Raw genomic sequence first — 20,873 nt, 5'->3', positions numbered from 1 at the left:
AAAATAACTATTTTTATTAAAACTAATATAATAAATTTATTATGACTAAGATGAATTATGTAAAACAAGACGATTATTTAATTCCAATTTACACAGTAGATAAAAAATCAAATACGACATATTTTTTTCTACATGGTTTAAATTCAAGTAGTGACTTCATGCTTCCAATATTAAAATATGAACATCACTATAATGTTGTAGCAATTAATCTACCAGGTAGTAAATATTTTAAAAAGGTTGATCCAGAACAAATATCTATTGAATGATGGATTAAAGTGGCTAATCAAGTTTTAGAAAAAATAAAAACCAAAAATATTGTTATAGTTGCTCACTCAATGAGTGGAGGTATTGCTTTCAAATTAGCTAAAAATCCGAAAGTTAAAAAAATAATAATGGTATCAACAATTAATCCTTCAATAAGAGAAAATAAATCATACTATGTTTTGAAATCATTAATTTCTCCGAACAACACATTTTCAAAAATTGTTGGAAAAACAATTGAATTAATTGGTGGACAAATGAAATACAAAACAAGTTCGTTAATTAATAGCTTTTCTAAAAAAGGTTTATGGCATAATTTGTTGAAAAATTATGTGCTTAAAGAAGAATTCTTAGATAATTTAGGTCAAGAATATAAAAATCATAAAGAGGTACTTTCACTTGTTATTGGAGATAATGATGCTGTTATCGGAACAAATAGTTTTGTCAACTTCGGAAAAAGTTTAGGTTTAGAATGTTCAATCATTGGTATTGGCCATTCCCCAATTAAAAGCGCGCCAAAGGAAATGTCTCTCTTCTTAAATGATCAATGAAAATCTAAAAAAAGACACTTCTGAAATAGATTTATGAAAATACCAAAAGACTATAAAGAATTTATTAATAATTATGAAGGTACATCATTCCATATTCCGGATGAAACCTTTGAACAAATTATTGATGATGCTAAAAAAAATATTAATTAATAAAAATAATAATCAATATTACCTAAATATTGATTATTTATCTTGATATCAAGTTAAACACCTATGACTTGATATTTTATTTTAATTTTTTGATAAGTTCATTACTTATTTTAGAAGCATAATCGCCAACAATTAAAGTTATTTTTTGAGAGGAAATCATAACTCCTGAAACGTATTTTAATTGTTTTATTTCATCAACGTTGACGTTATCTTTATTATTTATCTCAATGATTAAATTAGATATCGTGCTTCTTGAACCTTTAATATTATCTTTGTTTCCTAATAGAGATATTAAATTATCAATTTTAATAACTGAAGGTAATTTAATATCTTCTTTATCTATAGAAGCTAATTTCTTATATTTATTAGCTTGAATTTTTCAATGAAGTCAACAAAAACCTAGTGTAAATATTGTTAACATAACTATTGCAAATTTATCTCTTTTTTTCATAGTAAGTATTATAGCAAGTTAAAAAATAGATAAAGTAAAAATTGTTTATAAACACTAAAGAAACTATTTTTTCTTAATATTCATTGTATTTAAGATTAACACCTTTAGACTTAGAAATTGGATATTTTTTACTATTACTTAAAATTTTTGAATCCAAAGCATCATCAAGATCAATATTAAATTTATCAGCAAATCTCAATAAAAAGAATAATGTATCAGCTAGTTCATTCTCAACACGTTTTTTAAAATCTGTATTTTCAAATAGTTTATTTATTTGAGTTTCACTCTTAAATCTAAAAATATCAAGAAGTTCATTAGCTTCTGTTGAAATACCTATTGCCAGATCCTTTGCGGTATGAAATTTATCTCAATCCCTATCTTTACAAAATTTAGAAATAATTTGAATCATATCTTGTATTGTTTTTTTATTCATTTTTATCCTTTGCAGCACTCAAAAGAGCATCTCTTAATTGTTTATCTGTTGCATAAATATATAATCCTTTAACACCTCTTGTCATTAAAATATTAACTTCATTTTTCTTTAATTCGCGCGCATAAGACTTCATTGTCCCATCAGATGTTGTTCTTTTAGAGGTTAATTTAACGTTTTTACTTTCAGAAGGATCAAAAACAACTTTACCATCCTTATACTTTACTGAATCACCTAAGATAACTCCAACATAATTTAAATCAAATCCTTGAACAGTATAAATAGACCCGACTTCATTAAGTGTATTTTCGTTTTCAACTCAAGATGATTTATTTTTCTTACTTTTATTTTGTTTGTTTCAAGGTAAACTCCAATCACCTATTATAACTTCTCATTCATTAGAATTAGTAGGAGTTCTGTTGCTAAACTCTCAATCATATGTAGCAACTAATCGAGATAAGTTGTTTTTAATTTTTGATAGTTCTTCGTCAATATTCTTTTTTGTCTTACTAAAAACTTCTTTTCTAGTTGTATCTATAATAGCTTTATGCAAATCCTCCGGAGATTCAAAAATTTTAATCTCATAATTATCTAAATTAGGAATTCTTGAAATGTGTTCATTCTTAATAAAATCATCAACTCAACGTTGAGCATTAATGTTTTTCATTCTCAATTGTTTATCAAGTTTAAGATAATTATTGGAATCTTTTGCTTCTTGTATAAGGCTATCTAATTGATTTTCTTCTACAACTTGTTCCTTAGATATTATTTGGTATTTATCAAACATCGCAACAACTATATTTGCTCTATCTCTAATATCATTTAATTGGTTCTTACCTCTATATGACTGCTTTCCTTGAGTAAGTAATAAATGCGCTTCATCAACCAAAACTAAATCAGCCTTTTTATTATTTCTATCCATCTCATTGATAAATTCAGTTCCTGAAAAAATAATTTTTTTATTTATTCCATATTTTTTTGCAATATCGTCATATATTTTTCTTTGTTCCTTATTATTTACAACAAAATAACAATTTATTGAACTAGTTATACTTTCATCAACTACATTATGCAAGTCTTCAATAGTTGATTTTGCATTTTGGTGTTTCTTAATAATTTGGTCATACATAGAATCATATATTGAATAAAAAACACTATTTAATAAAACTGTTTTGCCCGTTCCAGCTGTTCCTTCTACTAAAATAAATTGCTTTTGTTCAACATTATTTTTAGCATTATTATATTTTTCCAAAATTAGTTCTAATGCTTCTTTTTGTTCTTTTGTTAATCTTTCTTGAGGAGAAGCCTTAAATATAGCTGAATTTCTAATAATTCTTTCAGGTTTAAAAATAGTAGAATTTATATTATTAAGCTGTTTTCACATTCTTCTGAAGATTTTATTTTTTTCTTCAAATGGATAATACATGTTTTGAGGATTTCTTTTACGATTTAATAGTTTCACATCGCATGCAAATAAATAGTTAATTAGTTGTGTCTCAATATCCATGGTCAAAGATTTATTAAAATGTTCATGACCAATTATGAAAGATGTATTATTTTTACAATTAAAAATATCATCTATATCCTTTGATTTGATATGTTGATCAGTTCTTTGGAAATAATCATTTGTTTCGCCAACATATACTTTTACATTTTTCTTTTCAGAACTTGTGTGAATATATACAATTGGGTATTGTGTAATAAACTTTTTCTTTTTATTGTTTATTTTATCTATCTCTAAATTTATATTTTCTGTATTTGAATGAATAATTATTGGTGAATTAATTTTATCCATAATACTCCTTTTTTAAAATTTATACTATAAATTGGTTTAGACTTACTATTTTAGATATTTAAATCATATAAGCCAAGATTTATTTTTATTAATGTTTTCAAATCAGCTTTATTAACTTAAATACCTATTATTTAATTAGTTTATCATTATCTTTTCAATTATAAAGAAACCGCCTTCAAGATCATAAAGATTCTTAAAACCCATTTTTTGCATATAATAAACTGCAGCTGTTGATCTATTTTGTGAAAAACAAAATACTAAATATTCTTTTTATTTATCAAATTCACTTATTTTTCCATAAGGAACTGACTATAAAAGTTTATATTTAAAGGATTAGTAATGTGTCCGTTTAAAAATTATTCTCTGGTCCTTACATCTATAATAATAAAATTTTTATTATTCTTTTTTATATCTATTAGTTTTTGTGCTTCGTTGATACTTAAAACTTTCACCAATAACTCCTTGTTGCTTCTATATATATGACTAATTATAAACAAAAAGAGATGCATGACTCAATATAGTCTATTATTGTACAAAATATGAAATAAAAATATTATTTTTTTGCCAAAATTTCATTTACAAAAATGAGCAATATGACATCCCATTTATAAATAAAAAACTAATCATATATAATTTGCATATTAAATAAAATAACAATTTTAGGAGTAATTATGAGTAATTCAGATTCAAAAAAAATATTTTTATTAAATAAAACCGCTTCAGGGTCTTATACTGATAATAATATAGGGTTTGAATTTATAAATTGATTCGTATCTGATAATAACAAAAAATATATTTACTTAACATCTAATGGAAATATAAATAAAAAAAGACTAGATGATTTACAATATGTATTCTTTTGCGAATCTAATAATGGCAAATTAAAAATTACTGGATACGCAAAAATTAAAAGAAATGAAGATATAGAAAAATATACAACATTAAGCCGTTCCAATTCAGCTACAAAATTGTATGAAAAGAAGAATACAAATGAAAAGTACATGCAAAAATATTTAAAACTCAATGAATGGAACAAATCTTTAATTGATTATATAGAAAAGAACAAAATAAATTATAACGGAATGCTTTTACATAAAATAACAGATGATAACAAGTGATATGAAATAGCTACATTTCTTTCATTAGAGGCAGAAGAATTGAAAATCGCAAACAAAGAAATATTTCTAAAAGAAAGTATACAATTTCGTAATAGACTATATATTGATAAAACTTCAGCAGATCAAATAACAACATCAACAAGTGAAATTAAATTATCTGATCTTATACAAAATGACAATCTTTGAAGAGATGCAAAAAAGATGAATGAAATTGAAGAAGATAAGAAAGACAATATAATTAGCGAAAACAATATTTTTGGTATTCTGAATATTGTGCAAAATGAAGATAGAATAACATATGCCATTAAACATATGCTAAAAAATGAGGATAAATGAAGAAAAATATTTAATAAACTAGGAATTGAAATAACTAATAATTCTCAAATAGAAAGTCAGTTCCGTCCCGTAAACACCAATGATATTATTATTGACTTATATATTAAAACCGATGAAAAAAAGTACATTATTGAACACAAAGTAAATGCAGATTTTCACGATAATCAACTAAATAAATATATGAAAGAATTTGAAAATAAAACAAAATATTATGTTCTTTGTCCCGGATGGGCTCAGGCAAAGTTATGAAAGGAAATGTCTGAGAATGAGCGTCTAAAATATAAATTTATTACATATGATGGCTTAATTGAATATTGACAAAATATAAATAATGAAAATGTTTCGGAACAAAATAAAAAAATTAGTAATGATTTATTGGAAGTTTTTAAATTTAATAAACTAGAAGCAACGGACCGAACACGAATCCAATTCCTTAATAAAATTAATAAAAAAATAAATAAAAAATAAACAAGAATGTTTATTTTGTTATTAAATTGATTTTTTCTTCTTACGTATGCTTCTTCAAAGAGCTACTAGGAATATAGCAATTGGGAGCAATATAGTTAATACAACTAAGACTACATAGATGCGTAATCACATCTTATTTCTTTCCTTTTTAGCTTTTTCAATTTGGTCATGTATTTCAATACTTTTTTCACCAAAGAATTCATCTATATCGCCTAATCTTTTCTTGTCAAATAAAATTATTACTGAAAATGCAATTATAAGACCTATCATTATTGAACCACTTATTATACAAAATGCCACTGTATTTTTAAATGAGCCATCTAATCAAGCAGGTCAGTTAAAATGTATTTCTAATACTTTAGTAGTTAAATCTCAACTTCCTGAAACATATAAACCATAAATTATTGCTGTAATTATTCCTTGATAAGTCAAAATGAATATTAAACCTCAAGTTAAATTAACATCTTTTAAGACAATTTTACGATATGCGTTGTGAAATGTGTTACTTGAAGCATAATCTCCAATACTAATCGCATCACGATATCTTTGAATAGTTTTTGCTCATTGAGCTTTTTCAATTAGATTTTTTGTACCGAAACAAAAGGCTATAAAAGCAACTGTAGCAAATAAAAATAAATATCCATTATAAACTTTATCAAAGAGAATCTTGTAACTTGTTATTTTAGGAGCATAAGTGATCAAAAACATTCCAATTGCCAAGAACATGATTATGTAATGAATAAGCATTAAAGTTAATTTAAGTATTTTTTCAGATCTAACAACTTTATATGCCCGTGGAGAAATTTGATTTTTAGGATCTCGATAAACTTTTGCAGATGTATTCGAAAATCCAAACTCATGATTGTTTTGGACAATTTCGATTGCTCCTGTATTTACAATTGGCCTATATTTTCTCATATTTTGTTTCCTTGAAATAGATGTAAGAACATATTTCTATTAATATTATTATATAAGTTAGATAGCATAATGTAAAAATATATTTTAGAATAATTTAAACAAAAAACTACTTAATATTACATATTAAAAAAGATAATAAAAAATGACACTTTTTTTCATCAGGTGTCATTTTAAATTATTTTGAAGCTTCTTTTTCGGCTCTTCTTTTATCACGAGCTGCTTCTTTTTGAAGTTTGTGCAATCTTTTTTCTGCACGTAACTTATTTTTTAGTCTTGTGTCTTTACGCATTGTTTTTCCTTTTTAAATTAAATTTTAGTTTTACTTTTTGTCTTAATAAAGATATGTTTTATTCTATCATAAACTTTAAAAAATATTGTTAAAGTTCTTCAATTGATATCTTAAAATCGCCTATTTTTTCATCGTTGGCGCTAAACAATGAATACTCAAATGATTTAGTTTTTGGTTCTAAGTCAACTTTAGACAAGTTTGAATAAAGTACTAATTTTTGACCATCAACTTTAATGTATGAGTTAGCATGTTTTTGATTTAAAACCATTGAAAGAGTTGTAGGTCCAGCAAAAATATTAATTTTTTTAGCACTAATCTCTACTCTATTAGATTCATTCATCTTAGGTTCTTTGAATTGATATGTATGATACTCAGTTAATTCTTTGTCTTCATCATCAACAAACATTTCATATGTAGCCTCTGCTTCAAAGTCAATAATTTGAGGGTTATTAACTTGTAAGGCTTCTGAATGGAATTTTATTTTCATTTGCTTAACCTTTCTTTAATTGTGTCTTCACCAAATAAGTATATTGCCTTTGCTAACTCTGGACCGTGTTCAGAATAGGTTGTGGCTATACGAATAGGCATAAATAGTTTTTTTCCTTTTTTATTAGTTACTTCTTGTGTTTTGTTAATAGCATTTTGAATATTATCAACTGTAAAGTTTTTTGTAAAAAGTTCTTGTTCAAATGTTTTTATAACGTCTAATGAATCATTTAAATCAACATTAGGTTTTTGATTATCACAATGCAGATAGTTATTTAAATGATCTTTTAATTGACTAATTGTGTAAATATTTTGCTTAAATGTATCAATAAATAAATTGTTTCATTCATCATCTTTTAGATTTAATTTTTTGATTAAATCCTTTGTGTCTTCATTTTTAAAGTATTGCTTTGAGAACCATTGCATTTTAACAATGTCAAATTTTGAAGGACTCTTGCTTAGTCTATCAGGATCAAACTTTTTAATTATCTCTTCTTGAGACATAACTTCTGAATTGTCACTTGTTGTAAAACCTAAAAGTGTTAAAAAATTAAATATTGCATGTGCATGGTAACCTTCATTTTTATAGTCTTCAATAAATTGTTTTAATGAAGTGTCTCTTTTTGAAAGTTTTTTACCTTCCATATTTGTAATTACTGTTAAGTGTCCAAAATTAGGAGTATCTCAATTAAAAGCTTCATAAATAGCTAATTGTTTTGGAGTATTAGTTATATGTTCTTCGCCACGTAGAACGTGAGTAATTTCCATATCATGGTCATCAACAACAACAGCAAAATTATAGGTTGGATAACCATTACTTTTAACAATAACTCAATCCCCTATATCATTGCTTTTAAAAGAAATATTTCCTCTAACAATATCGTTTCATGAATATTCCTTATCGTTAGGCATAATAAGTCTAATTGAATACTCGCCTTTTGAATCTCTTTTTTGTTTTTCTTCATCAGTAATTTTTAATCAGTTACGATCATATCTAAAGCTAGGTATTCCTTTTTTATTACTTTCGGCATGTTGTAATTCAAGTTCTTCACTTGTATCGTATGCTTTATAGGCAAAACCATTTTTAATTAATTCATCAGCTAGTAATCTATATCTTTCTAATTTTTCACTTTGACGATAACGACCATATTTTTTGTTTGGTTTTAAAGGACTCTCATCCGGAACAATACCTAATCAAGCTAAATTCTCTAATTGGCTTCTTTCTCCATCTTTAACATTTCTCTCAATGTCTGTATCTTCTAATCTAAAAACAAAATCTCCGCCAAAATGTTTTGCAAAAAGAAAATTAAATAAAGCTGTTCTAGCTCCACCTATATGTAGATAACCAGTTGGACTTGGTGCATATCTTGTTCTAATTTTTTTTGTCATTTGCGCTCCTCAGAAATTGTTAAATAATAACTTTTAATATTTTATATGTAAAGAAAAAAAATATTAGAAATATTTGATTTTCTTTTATATTTGTTAAATAAATTTAACTCCTAGTTTCTATGATAAATCCTAGATTGCAAATGCGGAAATTTATGAAACTCAACTACAAAATAATGAGGAAAAATTCTTAAGAAATAATAGAAACTAAATTAAAATTTACTTACTTCTACAATCTTTCATGGACTAAGAAGTAAAAAAAATATACGGAGGATTAATGAAATTCTTAAAAAACAATCTAAAATATTTATTGTTGCAATTGTTGCAGTGTTAATTTTATTTTCACTTATGCTAACAATTTCATTTGTTAAAATAAATTCTAAATTAATACCAAGTAATTCAAATTTATTCTGATACTATTTAGTAATAGGAGCTAAATATAATTCAGCTCTAAAAGAAATTATTGGTAATTTATCTTTTGGAGACTATATCTCAACTATTAAAGCTATGCCTGATTCTTCAGCGGCGGTTGCAGGTGCTCAATTTGGATACTCAATTTTTGTTCTATTTTGAATTCTTTCAATTGCAATAATTGTGTTTGCAGTATTTAGCTTTTTAGATTTCAAATCAAAAACTAATGGTGAAAAATATGGACTAATAGCTATGACTTTATTAGTTTTTATAGCATCAATTTTATTTATAGTTATATTGACTCAATCAAATAGCACAGATAAACTACCAGTTGGACTTCCAGTTTCTACACTTATATTCTACGCATTAGGTATTGTTTCAGTATTTATTACACCTTTAATTGTTAAAAAATAATTAAGAAAATAAAAATGACACTTCGAGAAAGTGCCATTTTTATACTTTTTTTTATTAAACAGGTTTAAGAATTAAAAACTAAAAAAACACTACACTTGGTGCAATGTTTTTAATTAGTATTAAACAATTGTTAATTAATCAAATTTAACTTTAATTCCGATTTTATCTAAAGTGTCTTCATGAACTTTTGCAAGTTTAGCTGTTGATTCTTCAAATTTAGCTCATTCTTCTTTAGTCATAGTTGGTTTTGAAGGCAAGTATTCATATCCATTTTCTCCAACAATAACTGGAATTGATGAATAAATACCAGCATTCTTATAACCACCAGGTAATTTAACACCAACATTCATAACTTGTCTCTTGTTATTAATAACTGCATCAGTTATTTCAAAAATTGATGTCGCAATGCCAAATTGAGTATTTCCCTTACGTGAAAAGATGTAGAAACCTTCTTTAACTGTTTTTTCAAGAATTTCATCTAATTCATTAGCAGAAATTCTCTTTGTTTTAATTAATGTTGCAATGTCTGCATCTCCAACTTTAACTTGTGATCAGTTTGCCATTGCTGATGCTCCATGTTCAGCTAATATTGATCCAATAACTGAATCAGCTGAAACATTGAATCTTTGGGCAATTATTTTCTTAAATCTAGCTGAATCTAATAATGTTCCTGTTGAAATAACTTTTTTAAATGGTAAACCTGAAGCATAATGAACCGCAGCTGCCATAACATCACATGGGTTTGCAGGCACTATAACAACACCCTTAAATCCAGCATCTTTTAATTGTTGACCAAAGTCTCCCATTAATTTAGCATTTGCGCCAGCTAGAGCTAGACGATCTGCAAATGTTTTATCTGCAGGGATTGAAGCTGCAATAACGACAACGTCTGCACCTTTTGCATCTGCTAATGTTCCTGTTCTAAATGTTGAATTGTTTCTTGGCATTAATGCTACCATATCTTGAAAATCATGTGCATGAGCATCTGCAACTTCTTGATTTTTATCTACAAAAATTCATTCAGCTTGTAAGCCTCTTGCAACTGAAATTGTTACATATGTAAATCCTACATTTCCTAATCCAACAACGATAATTTTTTTCATAATTTATCCTACCTATAATTTTGTTTTTTATTATTTTAAAGTGATTTAAGTCAAATATATTATTAATATAAAACACTCTATTTATAATTATAGATCAATTTAAACCTTATAAATGAATTAGCACAATATTTTCTCTTAAAAAGAAAAAAATGCAACAACGTTGCATTTAAATTGATATAAGGTTAATTATTTTTCTTCAATGTGGAAAATTTCATCACCAACAATAATTTCTTTACCTGGTTCAATTAAAATTTTCGCAATTTTACCTGTTACAGGAGCTGGAATTTCTGAAGTCATTTTATCTGTTTCAACAGAGAATAGGGTTTGACCTTCTTTAACTTCATCGCCTTCTTTAACTAATACTTCTGCAACTGTTCCTTCGTGTAAACCTTCACCAATATCTGTAAATTTCATTTTAAACATATCTTATAAATCTCCTAATGTTTCTGGATTTTCTAATAATTCTTTAATTCTTCCATTAAAGCGTCCCATATCAGCCCCGTCTACTCAACGGTGGTCTGCGGCAATTGACAAGTTCATTGTCTTACCAGGAACTATTTTATCACCTTTTACAAGCGCTTCATCAACAATTGCACCAGTTCCTAAAATAGCGATTTCTGGGTAATTCATAATTGGGGTTCCGGTTAAAACACCAACTGATCCAACGTTTGTAATTGTAAAGCAAGCACCTTGCATATCAGACATTTTTAATTTTTTATCTTGCGCTAATGATGCAAGACGAATTATTTCTTTTTGAATGCCAATTATATCTAACTTATCAGCATCCTTGATAACAGGAACAACTAAACCATATGGAGTATCAACAGCAATACCTATGTTTAGTGATCCAGGATAGATAATTTCACCTTTTTCTTCATCAACTTTTGCGCTAAAAACTGGATATTCGCTTAGAGCAATAGTTGTTGCTTTAATAATTCATGATAAAAATGTTAATTTAACACCTTCTTTTTCTTGAATTTTCTTAACAACACTTTTTCTGTGATTTCACAATTTAGTTGCATCAACTTTTTGAACTAATGAAGTATATGCAACATGTTGCATTGCATTTTTCAAGTTTCTAGCAATAGCCTTACGAATTGGGGTTAATTTTTCTGTTCTAGCTTCAATTTTTTTTAATTCTTGAATCATGATTATTTTTTCTTCTTTCTTTCGAGAATAGCTCTCTCTCTTGGAGTTAAATTAGAATTGTCATTTTTGTCTTTAGCAGCGTTTTTCTTAGCGCATACTTTTTTGCTCACAAATTGATCGAAATTTAGAGTCTCATCAGAAACTTTTAAAAGTCCAACAACAGCGGGTGCTTTTTCTTGAACAACTTCATCTTTTTTCTTTTCCTCTGCCATGTATCCTCCTCTTATCAAGATTAATTATAAAGCATTAAGTTTGATTTACCAATTTAATATATAGATATATATTAGTAAACACACTTAGTGCTTTATTAATTATAAAGCATAGAAAAAAGCAACTTACCAAAATTACTCTCAGTGCGTTGCTTTTTAATAAAATATGATAATTATTTTCCTTAAATTATTCAGCATCCTTTAGCATATCATCAATTTCCATAGCGATTTTGTTTGCATCAACCATGAAAAGATTTTCTAATACTGGAAGAGGAATTGTAATATCAGGTCCATTTAGACGACGTGGAGCTGCAAGCAAGTCATCGAATGCTTCTTCATTAACACGAGCAATAACTTCAGTGTTAATTGAACCATATGTAACTGCTTCAGAAACAGCTAATAATCTTCCTGTTTTCTTAACTGATTCAATAATTGTTTTTGTGTCTAAAGGTTTAATTGTTCTTAAGTCAATAACTTCAACTGAATAGTCTTTACCTTGTTCTCTTAACTTTTTAAGAGCTGCTAATGTTTCATGAACCATGTGACCATATGTAACAACTGTTAATTCTTCACCTGGAACAACAACTCTAGCTTTACCAATTTCTACCTTGTAGTAGCCTTCAGGAACTTCTTCTTTGAAAGCACGGTAGTCACGTTTGTGTTCTAAGAATACAACTGGATCTGGATCTTCAATAGCTGAAATTAAAAGACCTTTTGTATCTTTAGGTGTTGAAGGCATAACAACTTTTAAACCTGGAATATGTGCGAATAGAGCTTCAACTGATTCTGAGTGGTGTTCAAGAGCTTTAACTCCACCACCACATGGCATACGAAGTACCATAGGTACGGTTGTAACACCACGTGATCTATTTCTTAGACGAGCTGCGTTACCGAATAATTGCGCTAGTCCATATAGTGAGAATCCTGAGAATTGCATTTCAACAACTGGTTTAAGTCCAGCAACAGCTGCACCAATACCTGAACCTACTAATGATGATTCTTGAATAGGTGTATCAAAACATCTATCTACTCCGTATTTCTTTTGTAAGCCTTGTGTAGCACGGAAAACTCCACCTTCAAATCCTGTATCTTCTCCATATACAACAACATTTTTGTCTTTTTCCATCATGACGTCTAAAGCGTCAGTAACAGCACCGATATTATTTAATAATTTTGTTTTTGTAGCCATAATATTTCTCCTTAATTTACCTATTATTTAAGGTACTTTCTAAATTTTTCTTGTTGTGCCTTTAATTCTTCTGGTAATGTCTTGTATGTGTATTTGAAGATGTCATCATATCCTTCTTTTTCAAGAAGTTTTGTAGATTTTTCGTAGGCTTTTTTAGCTGCAGCTTCTGCAGCTTCTTTTAATTCGTTAATTTTATCTTGTGTAATTAAATTGTTGTCCAATAAGTATTTTTCAATACGGTGGAATGGTTCTCATTTTTCATGTTCCTTTTCTTCAGCTTCTGAACGATATACTCTAGGGTCATCTGAAGTGGTGTGTTGACCTTGTCTTCATGTATCAAATTCTAATAGAATTGGACCATTTCCTTTACGTGCAAATTCATAAGCTTCTTTTAATACTTCAAATGAAGCTAGTAAGTCATTACCATCAACACGAATTCCAGGGATTCCGTAACTTGCAGCTCTAGCTGCTAATGTTTCAACAGCATAACTATTGTGTTCTGGAACTGAAATAGCTCATTTGTTATTTGATATAGCAAATACAACAGGTAATTTACGTACTGAAGCTAAGTTTAATGCTTCATGGAATTCACCTTCGTTAGTTCCACCATTACCAATTGTTGTAACAGCGATTTGATTTTTGCCAGCTGCTTTTAAAGCCATAGCAACACCCGCTGCTTGAGAGCATTGTGAGCCAATGATAACTTGCATAGGTATTGTATTTAGTCCTTTTAATGAAGCACCTTTTTCTGAACCTCTTCAGTATAGGAATACTTGTTCATATGTAACACCACGTGCAATTAAACTAGCTAGAACACGGTAGTGAGGAATAAATCAATCATCTTTTTCTAATGTATAACCTATAGCTGCTAAAAATGCTTCTTCACCAAGGTTAGGTGCAAATGTACCTAAACGACCTGTCTTTTGAAGTGTTAGCGCATAGTTATCTCATTGGCGAGATTTAACCATAATATTGTAAAGGTCTAATAATTCTTCTTTACTTGCTGATGATTTCATACCTGAAATTAGGTTTCCATCAACATCAAGGTAACGAATGATGTCTTCTTTTTTAGACATAACTAAACCTTTTTCGATGTGTTTTAATGTCATCTGATCTCCTTTAATTAATTAAATATTTTGCAATTTATTATGCAAATAAATTATATTTATATTCACATTCAAAAATTAGTTTTGCACTTTATTCTTAATAATATTTCTATTTTGTGGAAAAAAAATAACACTTTTAATTGAAAAAATAATTATTTTATAATCACTTAGAATAATAAAAAAATAATAAAAAAGCTATTAAAAACGATAAAATGACACTTTTTGGAAAGCATATCATCTAGAAATTTCCACATTTATTCTAAATTAGAAATCTTTTAAACCCTTTTAAATGAATAAAAATGGTTTTTAAAATAAAATAAAAAATATATATCAATATATATTAACAAAAAAATAAAGGGGGCAAATATGCCAATTTCAAAATTTAGTAAACATATCAATGATTTACTTAAACAAAAAGCCAAAAAACAAATTTTATCTGTTTTATTTATTGATGGAGATGATGAGAGAGCCCGTGAAGCGGCAAAGTACTTGCAACATGAAAAACTTGCTAAACCAATCATGCTTTTAGAAAATGAAAGTCAAATAGTTAACGATGGTTTAGAAAATATTATTTTATCTAAAGAAGACAAAAAAATTGAAGAATATGCTCAAAAGTTAGCTGAAATTAGAAAAGGTAAAGAAGACTTTGAAACATGTAAAAAAAGTGTTCAAACTCGTCCATATTATGGAGCGATGATGATTAGAACTAAAGATGTTGACTCAGCTGTCGGCGGACTAATCTATTCAACAGCCGATATTCTTAGAGCCGCATTTAAATGTATAGGTGCAAAACCCGGAATTAAAACGATTTCTAGTGTTATCGTAATGCATAAGGATGATGAAAGATTAGTTTTCACCGACCCTTCAACAGTTCAAAAACCAACCTCTGAACAATTAGTTGATATAGCTTCAAATGCACAAGATTTTTGTAAAACGATGGAAATGAATGATTTAGCAGGATTTCTAACATATTCAACAAATGGTTCAGGAAAAGGTGAAAATGTTACTTTAGTTAAAGAAGCTGTTGAACTTGCTAAATCAAAGAATTTAAATATGATTGAAGCAGAAATGCAATTTGATGCTGCATATGATTTAAATGTTAGAAAACACAAATTCCCAAATGCACCACAAAAGGAATTGGGGGTTTATGTATTTCCTAATTTAGAAAGTTGTAATATAGGGTGCAAAATTGCACAACGTTTAGGTAAATATGGAGCAGTCGGGGCTATTATGCAAGGTGTTAATGGTGCAATTAATGACTTTAGTCGTGGAGCTAAAGTACAAGATGTTATTGATGTGACATCAATTACAATTTTGAAAGGATACGAATTTAAATAATGAAAAAAATATTAGTAGTAAATGCAGGAAGTAGTTCATTAAAATGAGCATTTTATTCAGAAAATAAATTAGAACAATTATCAAGTGGGCTTTGTGAGAGAATTAATCTTGATGGTCGTATCATTTTAAAATTTGATGGCCAAAAAATTATTGAAGATGTAAATCTTCCAAATCACTCTGAGGCAGTTAAAAATCTGATTAGGCTTTGAAAAGAACACGGCTTAATTAAAGATCTAAATGAAATTGAAGCAATTGGTTTTAGAACACCTTATTCAGGACATGACATTCTTTCACCAGCAGTATATGATGCAAAAGTAAAATCTGGAATTGAAGAAGCTAAAAAATTCATTCCACTTCACGCACCTGCAACATTGTCATCTATTGAAGGCTTTGAACAACATCTTCCAAATGTTAAAAAAATTATTGCTCAAGATACAGCCTTTCATGTTACTATGCCCAAAATAAATAAAACATTCCCAATTAATAAGGATTGAGCAAAGAAATTCAATATCTATAAATTTGGCTACCATGGATTAAGTCATGACTACATTACAACCAAAATGATGAAAATATTAGGCAAGAAAAAAGTTAACATTGTTGTTGCGCACTTAGGATCAGGAAGTTCAATTTGCGCAGTTAAAGATTCACAATCAATCGATGTCTCTGTTGGATTCAGTTCCCTTGATGGACTTATGATGGGAACAAGATGTGGTGGTATAGACCCCGGGATTGCTGACTACTTAACTAGAGTTGAAGGTCAAGACCCAAATGATGTATTTAATATGATGGTTAAACAATCAGGACTTTTAGGTGTATCTGGAATAAGTAATGACATTCGTGATCTACATGAATTGTATGAAAAAAATGAAGATGCTAAATTAGCTATTGATATATTTGTTTCAAGAATAGTCGATTACATTGCAATGTATTTGAATAAATTAGGAACTAAGATTGATGCTCTTGTCTTCACAGCTGGAATTGGTGAAAATGATGACATCATACGTAAAATGGTTATAGATAAATTGCAACTATTTGGTTTAAAATTAAATCAAAAAGAAAATCTTGAAAAATATGATGATTTCAAAATAATTTCTAATAATAATTCATCTATTCCTATCTATAAAGTTCGTACAGATGAAGAAGTTGTTATTGCTAGATATGTAAAAAACTTAATTAAATAAACAATAACAAAAAATACACGGCACTAATTATTTGTCGTGTATTTTTATTAAATTTATTTTAAAAAATTATTTTTTCATTTTTTCTTGGTATTTTGCAAAACGTTTATTGAATTTATCAATATTACCTGTTGCTTTATTTTTAGCTTTATCACCTGTATAAACAACGTGGCAACCTGAACAAACATCAACATTTATTTTAGATGATGTAGAACCGAATGTAAATTTTTTGTGACATGTTGAACATTCAACATTAACTTCATTATTATATTTTGGATGTATATCTTTTTTCATAATTTATTGTATTCTTTCCACTTAACTATTTTGAATAGTATTCAACGATTAAGTTTTCTTTTATTTCGGTTAGTATTTCATTTCTTTCAGGTAGTCTATCATATTTAACTTCGAAGCCTTTTAGTTCAAGTCATTTTGCAGCTTGTTTTTCTTGCATATTAGCAACAATTTGTACATTCTTTTGTGATTTTTCTTTTAATGTAATTTTGCTTCCAACATTAACATGCATTGATGGAATATTTGCTTTATGTCCATCTAATTGGAAGTGACCGTGTGAAACTAATTGTCTTGCTTGACGACGTGTATTTGCAAAACCTGCACGGAAAACTAAATTGTCTAAACGACTTTCAAGTAATTGAATTAAGTTGGTACCGGCAACACCCTTAATTTTAATAGCACGTTCATAGTATTTGTGCATTTGTTTTTCTGTTAAACCATATAAGAATTTAACTTTTTGTTTTTCATATAAGTGAAGACCATAGTCTGATAATTTAACACGTTTGTTTCCATGTTGACCAGGTGCATATTCTCTTTTTTTACCTTTAGCAAATTCTTTACCATTTTCTAAAATTGAGAACTTATATCTTCTAGATTTTTTAAAAACTGGACCTTTGTATCTCATAAATTTCCTCTTTCTGCATATAACAGTAAAAGGGGTATTCCCTAGACAGTTAATAACATTTTAATGATTTTGGATTAATCAGCTTTCCTACTTTCAACTCTTATGAAATGAAAATGTTATTAGTGCTGGGTATGAATACCTGCTGTAATATATGCTTTTGTATTTTATAACAATAACTTAAAAAATGAAGTAATATTTTTTACTTAAATTAACCTACTATCACCGTTAAAAACCGATGTAAATTTTTATTTATCTACTATAAAATAGTAATTTTCGCCTTTAGCTGAAATATATTCTGATAAAAATGATTCAAAATATTCGTACTTAGTTTCTCGTCTTTCTTTTATTAAGGTATTCTAAAATCTTTCATAGCAAAAAAATCAAAATTATTTTCTAGATTAAGCTTACTTAAATTTATGCCGCTAAAGCCATGCAAATAAATTAGTTTTTTATTTTTTAATAAATCAAGTTCATTGAGTTTTGTGCAATTAAGCCCTAATAAAATTTTTAAATTATTTAGCATAGACACATTTAATTTTCTAATTAATGTTTGATTCAAATCAAATAGACTTTGAAGATTTAAACATCTTGATTATATTTTTTCGTCATAATAATAGCCTCTTTCAAAATCACCCAATACAACTACTATATCTAACACAATCTCTTTGTTATCTTTGTCATATCAAAATCCTAATTTTTCTCCATATTTACTTTTTGCTTTATTCAAAAAGTTTTTTAATTCTTTTTTCTTATCGTTTGAAATATCATTCAATGTTTTAACATTAGATAAATCTATCTTAAATGTCCCTATATTCTCTTCTTTTTTTATAGAAACGACATAACCACTTTTCCCTCATAAATATTTCAATTTTCTAATGTTAGTCCTCCAATAATTTTAATTCTCTTAATAACACCTTTGACACCAACATCATTTTTATTTTCATAACTATCGGCATAATAAAATTTGTAACAGTTTTTAATATTTTTTTCTTTCAAAAATTCTAATACGCATATTATCACCTTATTATTTTCTTGTTATAACTTTTAAAATTAAAGCAACTGATTATGCTACTTGTTCATTATCTTGTGTGATTTCTAAAATTCTAATAACACAGTATCTATATTTAGGATGTCTTTAAGTTATAAGTTATTTTCTTAAGTTTTCAATAAGTAATTTATTATTTTCTATCTTTTTATCTAATTCCTTCAATTTCATTTACATCTTTAATTAAGCCGTGTTCTTTTCAAAGCCTAATCAGATTTTTAACTGCCTCAGAGTGATTTGGAAGATTTACATCTTCAATAATTTTTTGGCCATCAAATTTTAAAATGATACGACCATCAAGATTAATTCTCTCACAAAGTCCACTTGATAATTGTTCTAATTTATTTTCTGAATAAAATGCTCATTTTAATGAACTACTTCCTACATTTACTACTAATATTTTTTCATGTTTTTTTTAATATTTTTATCTTTAGAATATTCGCAAACAAATCCAATTATTCCATTAAATTCTTCTGGTTTATCTTTTAATAGACTTTTGAGTTTAAAAAATAATTTTTTTCATTTTTGTCTCCTATGATGTAGGGTAATTGTTTCAAAAAACAAGAAAATTAATGAAAAAATATCGTTATATATAAGGCCATTTTAAACATAACGATAATAACTAAATTTATTTTTTTTCATTTTCTTTGATATCTTCATTTACTTTATTTTTAAATCTTTTAAAACCCTTCATTAATTTAAAAATGAAAAATCTTTGCTTTATATAACTAATAAAAACATTATTGCTAATTGTATTTTGATATTCTTTACATAATTGATATTCAAAATGCAATTGGTTATTCTTAGGATCAAAAGAAATAATTAACTGGTGCTTATTGTTTGAAATAAGTTTTAAAAGTACTAACTTATTATTATTTCAAGTTTTATAGACATTAATTAGATCAAACTGACTATATTTAATGTTTTTATAATTATTTGAAATGTATTTAATTAGTAAATCTAAGTTAGATTTATTAAATTTTTGGTTTACATGTTTTGTGATAATTTTGCCAAAAATTTCATTATGGTTCTTATACTTATAAGTGAGAATGTTATTTCTATTTTTATAAGCATTTAACATCCAAATTATTGTAAAAATAAAATAATAATTATTGACAACTTTTGAATAAATTGGATTAGGATAAAAACTTTTGTCAGTATAAGCAAAAATACAATTTTCTTTTCTTATCATCTCATCAAAATTATTATCGTCATAAAAAATTTGCTTAATTTTATATGACTTTAATAGTTCAAATAAACCAAGCGGTGCATTTTGTGGCAAGATAACAAATGAACCAGAAATATCCACTTTATTTCTTTTTAATTCTTCTAATAAAAAATCTAAATATAAAGCAGCTAATTCATTAGAATTTAGTCATTTATATTTATTATCAATTAAAAAACTTAAATTTATATTATCAAATTTATCAATTAAAAATAAATTAGAAACCTTTAAATTGTTTGAAAAATGGGTTTTAAAAATCTTAGTGAGTAATTTAATATTTAGGGGGTTTTTAAACTTATTTTTTTTATAAAATAAAGCATTGTTTTTAGAATTGTTTATTGCTTCTTTCATTAAAACATTGCCTATACTATCATCAATTTTAAATAGAGAACTTGTTTTATACTTGTGTCTTAAATTTTTAAAAGCCTTTAGCATTTCATCTGTTGAAGCAAGTTCTTTAATGTATTCAGATAGATTTATTTTTTCAGTTTCCAAACTAGTTGGAACTGTATATTCATTCAGTGATAAATATTCTTCTTTAACATTTTCAAATAATTCCTTTTTCAACATCATATTTGAATCAAAAATTGAAATTTCTAAGAAATTATTTTTATCATAAACAATTTTTAACAATGTATTATATTTTTCTTTTTTTAGGAGGTATTCATCAACTACTAAAGGTATGCTTTCATAGTAACTATATTCATATATTTTGCCTTTCTTTGATAAAGCAGAAAAAAGAATAAGTTTATATTTTTCATCAATTATATCTCCTTGGAATGATACAAGAATCTTTTCAACTGGTTCAATAACTTTAGAAATTGATTGAGCCAAAATTGACAAAGAAAAACTGATGTCTTTTTTTGCATCAACACTGTCGAGCATTATTGATCTCGGCAAAACAATCAAATTATTTTTTGTATTTAATACAACTTCTTTATCCATCAGTTC

23 protein-coding genes and 1 pseudogene are annotated in these 20,873 nt (G+C 27.0%); 5 read left to right on the top strand and 19 right to left on the bottom strand.

The genetic code is table 4. The annotated features are described in order from the left end of the window. Positions 1-41 precede the first annotated feature (41 nt). Complete coding sequence (locus tag JXZ90_RS00425) at positions 42-962, top strand: alpha/beta fold hydrolase (RefSeq protein ID WP_205848435.1); 921 nt, start codon at positions 42-44, stop codon at positions 960-962. Between the two features lie 76 nt (positions 963-1,038). Here the strand turns inward: JXZ90_RS00425 and JXZ90_RS00420 are convergent, their stop codons facing one another. The 4 genes from JXZ90_RS00420 to JXZ90_RS03425 all read right to left on the bottom strand — a co-directional run bounded on the left by JXZ90_RS00420 (position 1,039) and on the right by JXZ90_RS03425 (position 3,899). Further along, positions 1,039-1,413 (bottom strand): PTS sugar transporter subunit IIA, encoded by a 375-nt coding sequence (locus JXZ90_RS00420; protein ID WP_205848434.1) that lies wholly within the window; start codon positions 1,411-1,413, stop codon positions 1,039-1,041. A 73-nt stretch (positions 1,414-1,486) separates the two neighbouring features. Then, on the bottom strand, positions 1,487-1,846 hold the full coding sequence (locus tag JXZ90_RS00415) for a nucleotide pyrophosphohydrolase (RefSeq protein WP_205848433.1): 360 nt from the start codon (positions 1,844-1,846) through the stop codon (positions 1,487-1,489). Further along, positions 1,839-3,638 carry a DUF2075 domain-containing protein gene (locus JXZ90_RS00410; protein ID WP_205848432.1) on the bottom strand — a complete coding sequence of 600 codons (1,800 nt, stop codon included), beginning with the start codon at positions 3,636-3,638 and terminating at the stop codon, positions 1,839-1,841. The genes JXZ90_RS00415 and JXZ90_RS00410 overlap by 8 nt, the downstream gene beginning before the upstream one ends. Before the next feature lie 135 nt (positions 3,639-3,773). After that, on the bottom strand, positions 3,774-3,899 hold the full coding sequence (locus JXZ90_RS03425) for a rhodanese-like domain-containing protein (protein ID WP_371808123.1): 126 nt from the start codon (positions 3,897-3,899) through the stop codon (positions 3,774-3,776). 410 nt (positions 3,900-4,309) lie between these two features. Here JXZ90_RS03425 and JXZ90_RS00405 point away from each other — a divergent pair, with 410 nt between their 5' ends. Next, positions 4,310-5,560: a PD-(D/E)XK nuclease family protein gene (locus JXZ90_RS00405; RefSeq protein WP_205848431.1), complete on the top strand. Its 1,251-nt coding sequence runs from the start codon at positions 4,310-4,312 to the stop codon at positions 5,558-5,560. Between the two features lie 21 nt (positions 5,561-5,581). Here JXZ90_RS00405 and JXZ90_RS00400 read toward each other — a convergent pair whose 3' ends face one another. The 3 genes from JXZ90_RS00400 to gltX form a co-directional block, all read right to left on the bottom strand. Next, entirely contained in the window at positions 5,582-6,478 is an 897-nt protein-coding gene (locus JXZ90_RS00400) for an MSC_0882 family membrane protein (RefSeq protein WP_205848430.1), read from the bottom strand. Positions 6,479-6,855: 377 nt separating this feature from the next. Further along, entirely contained in the window at positions 6,856-7,254 is a 399-nt protein-coding gene (locus tag JXZ90_RS00395) for a hypothetical protein (protein ID WP_205848429.1), read from the bottom strand. Further along, positions 7,245-8,642 carry a glutamate--tRNA ligase gene (gene gltX, locus JXZ90_RS00390; protein ID WP_205848428.1) on the bottom strand — a complete coding sequence of 466 codons (1,398 nt, stop codon included), beginning with the start codon at positions 8,640-8,642 and terminating at the stop codon, positions 7,245-7,247. The genes JXZ90_RS00395 and gltX overlap by 10 nt, the downstream gene beginning before the upstream one ends. 345 nt (positions 8,643-8,987) lie before the next feature. Here gltX and JXZ90_RS00385 point away from each other — a divergent pair, with 345 nt between their 5' ends. Continuing rightward, positions 8,988-9,464, top strand: a complete 477-nt coding sequence (locus tag JXZ90_RS00385; RefSeq protein WP_205848427.1) for a hypothetical protein — start codon at positions 8,988-8,990, stop codon at positions 9,462-9,464. A 134-nt stretch (positions 9,465-9,598) separates the two neighbouring features. On the opposite strand, the gene JXZ90_RS00380 is transcribed toward JXZ90_RS00385, so the two are convergent. The 6 genes and pseudogenes from JXZ90_RS00380 to JXZ90_RS00355 form a co-directional block, all read right to left on the bottom strand. Then, complete coding sequence (locus JXZ90_RS00380) at positions 9,599-10,567, bottom strand: L-lactate dehydrogenase (RefSeq protein WP_205848426.1); 969 nt, start codon at positions 10,565-10,567, stop codon at positions 9,599-9,601. 192 nt (positions 10,568-10,759) lie between these two features. Beyond that, positions 10,760-10,990: pseudogene (locus tag JXZ90_RS00375) on the bottom strand (biotin/lipoyl-containing protein); the annotation flags it as partial. Between the two features lie 3 nt (positions 10,991-10,993). Further along, positions 10,994-11,716: a 2-oxo acid dehydrogenase subunit E2 gene (locus tag JXZ90_RS00370; protein WP_205848424.1), complete on the bottom strand. Its 723-nt coding sequence runs from the start codon at positions 11,714-11,716 to the stop codon at positions 10,994-10,996. A gap of 2 nt (positions 11,717-11,718) precedes the next feature. Next, positions 11,719-11,928: a hypothetical protein gene (locus tag JXZ90_RS00365; protein ID WP_205848423.1), complete on the bottom strand. Its 210-nt coding sequence runs from the start codon at positions 11,926-11,928 to the stop codon at positions 11,719-11,721. Between the two features lie 184 nt (positions 11,929-12,112). Continuing rightward, positions 12,113-13,114 carry an alpha-ketoacid dehydrogenase subunit beta gene (locus JXZ90_RS00360; RefSeq protein ID WP_205848422.1) on the bottom strand — a complete coding sequence of 334 codons (1,002 nt, stop codon included), beginning with the start codon at positions 13,112-13,114 and terminating at the stop codon, positions 12,113-12,115. 23 nt (positions 13,115-13,137) lie between these two features. Then, positions 13,138-14,223: a thiamine pyrophosphate-dependent enzyme gene (locus JXZ90_RS00355; RefSeq protein WP_205848421.1), complete on the bottom strand. Its 1,086-nt coding sequence runs from the start codon at positions 14,221-14,223 to the stop codon at positions 13,138-13,140. A 363-nt stretch (positions 14,224-14,586) separates the two neighbouring features. On the opposite strand from JXZ90_RS00355, the gene JXZ90_RS00350 reads away from it, so the two are divergent. Beyond that, positions 14,587-15,558: a phosphotransacetylase gene (locus JXZ90_RS00350; protein ID WP_205848420.1), complete on the top strand. Its 972-nt coding sequence runs from the start codon at positions 14,587-14,589 to the stop codon at positions 15,556-15,558. Further along, positions 15,558-16,739 carry an acetate/propionate family kinase gene (locus JXZ90_RS00345; protein WP_205848419.1) on the top strand — a complete coding sequence of 394 codons (1,182 nt, stop codon included), beginning with the start codon at positions 15,558-15,560 and terminating at the stop codon, positions 16,737-16,739. Before JXZ90_RS00350 ends, JXZ90_RS00345 begins: the two co-directional genes overlap by 1 nt. A 66-nt stretch (positions 16,740-16,805) precedes the next feature. Here JXZ90_RS00345 and rpmE read toward each other — a convergent pair whose 3' ends face one another. From rpmE to JXZ90_RS00315, 6 genes are all read right to left on the bottom strand, one after another. After that, a complete protein-coding gene (rpmE, locus tag JXZ90_RS00340; RefSeq protein ID WP_205848418.1) occupies positions 16,806-17,030 on the bottom strand; it encodes a 50S ribosomal protein L31 in 225 nt (74 codons plus the stop codon). A gap of 25 nt (positions 17,031-17,055) precedes the next feature. Next, positions 17,056-17,652: a 30S ribosomal protein S4 gene (gene rpsD, locus JXZ90_RS00335; protein WP_205848417.1), complete on the bottom strand. Its 597-nt coding sequence runs from the start codon at positions 17,650-17,652 to the stop codon at positions 17,056-17,058. A 346-nt stretch (positions 17,653-17,998) separates the two neighbouring features. Beyond that, positions 17,999-18,175, bottom strand: a complete 177-nt coding sequence (locus tag JXZ90_RS00330) for a hypothetical protein (RefSeq protein ID WP_205848416.1) — start codon at positions 18,173-18,175, stop codon at positions 17,999-18,001. Positions 18,176-18,244: 69 nt separating this feature from the next. Continuing rightward, positions 18,245-18,520 carry a hypothetical protein gene (locus JXZ90_RS00325; protein WP_205848415.1) on the bottom strand — a complete coding sequence of 92 codons (276 nt, stop codon included), beginning with the start codon at positions 18,518-18,520 and terminating at the stop codon, positions 18,245-18,247. Between the two features lie 325 nt (positions 18,521-18,845). Continuing rightward, the gene (locus tag JXZ90_RS00320) at positions 18,846-19,094 is read right to left on the bottom strand and encodes a hypothetical protein (protein ID WP_256432785.1); all 249 of its coding nucleotides are present in this window, start codon (positions 19,092-19,094) and stop codon (positions 18,846-18,848) included. Positions 19,095-19,325: 231 nt separating this feature from the next. Continuing rightward, positions 19,326-20,867: an MAG5620 family putative phospho-sugar mutase gene (locus JXZ90_RS00315; protein WP_205848414.1), complete on the bottom strand. Its 1,542-nt coding sequence runs from the start codon at positions 20,865-20,867 to the stop codon at positions 19,326-19,328. Positions 20,868-20,873: the final 6 nt, after the last annotated feature.

The organism is Mycoplasma sp. Mirounga ES2805-ORL (genome assembly GCF_017084445.1).
In the GTDB taxonomy this organism is placed as follows: Bacteria; Bacillota_I; Bacilli_A; order Mycoplasmatales; family Metamycoplasmataceae; genus Mycoplasmopsis.
This window is presented reverse-complemented; position numbering and strand designations above follow the sequence as displayed.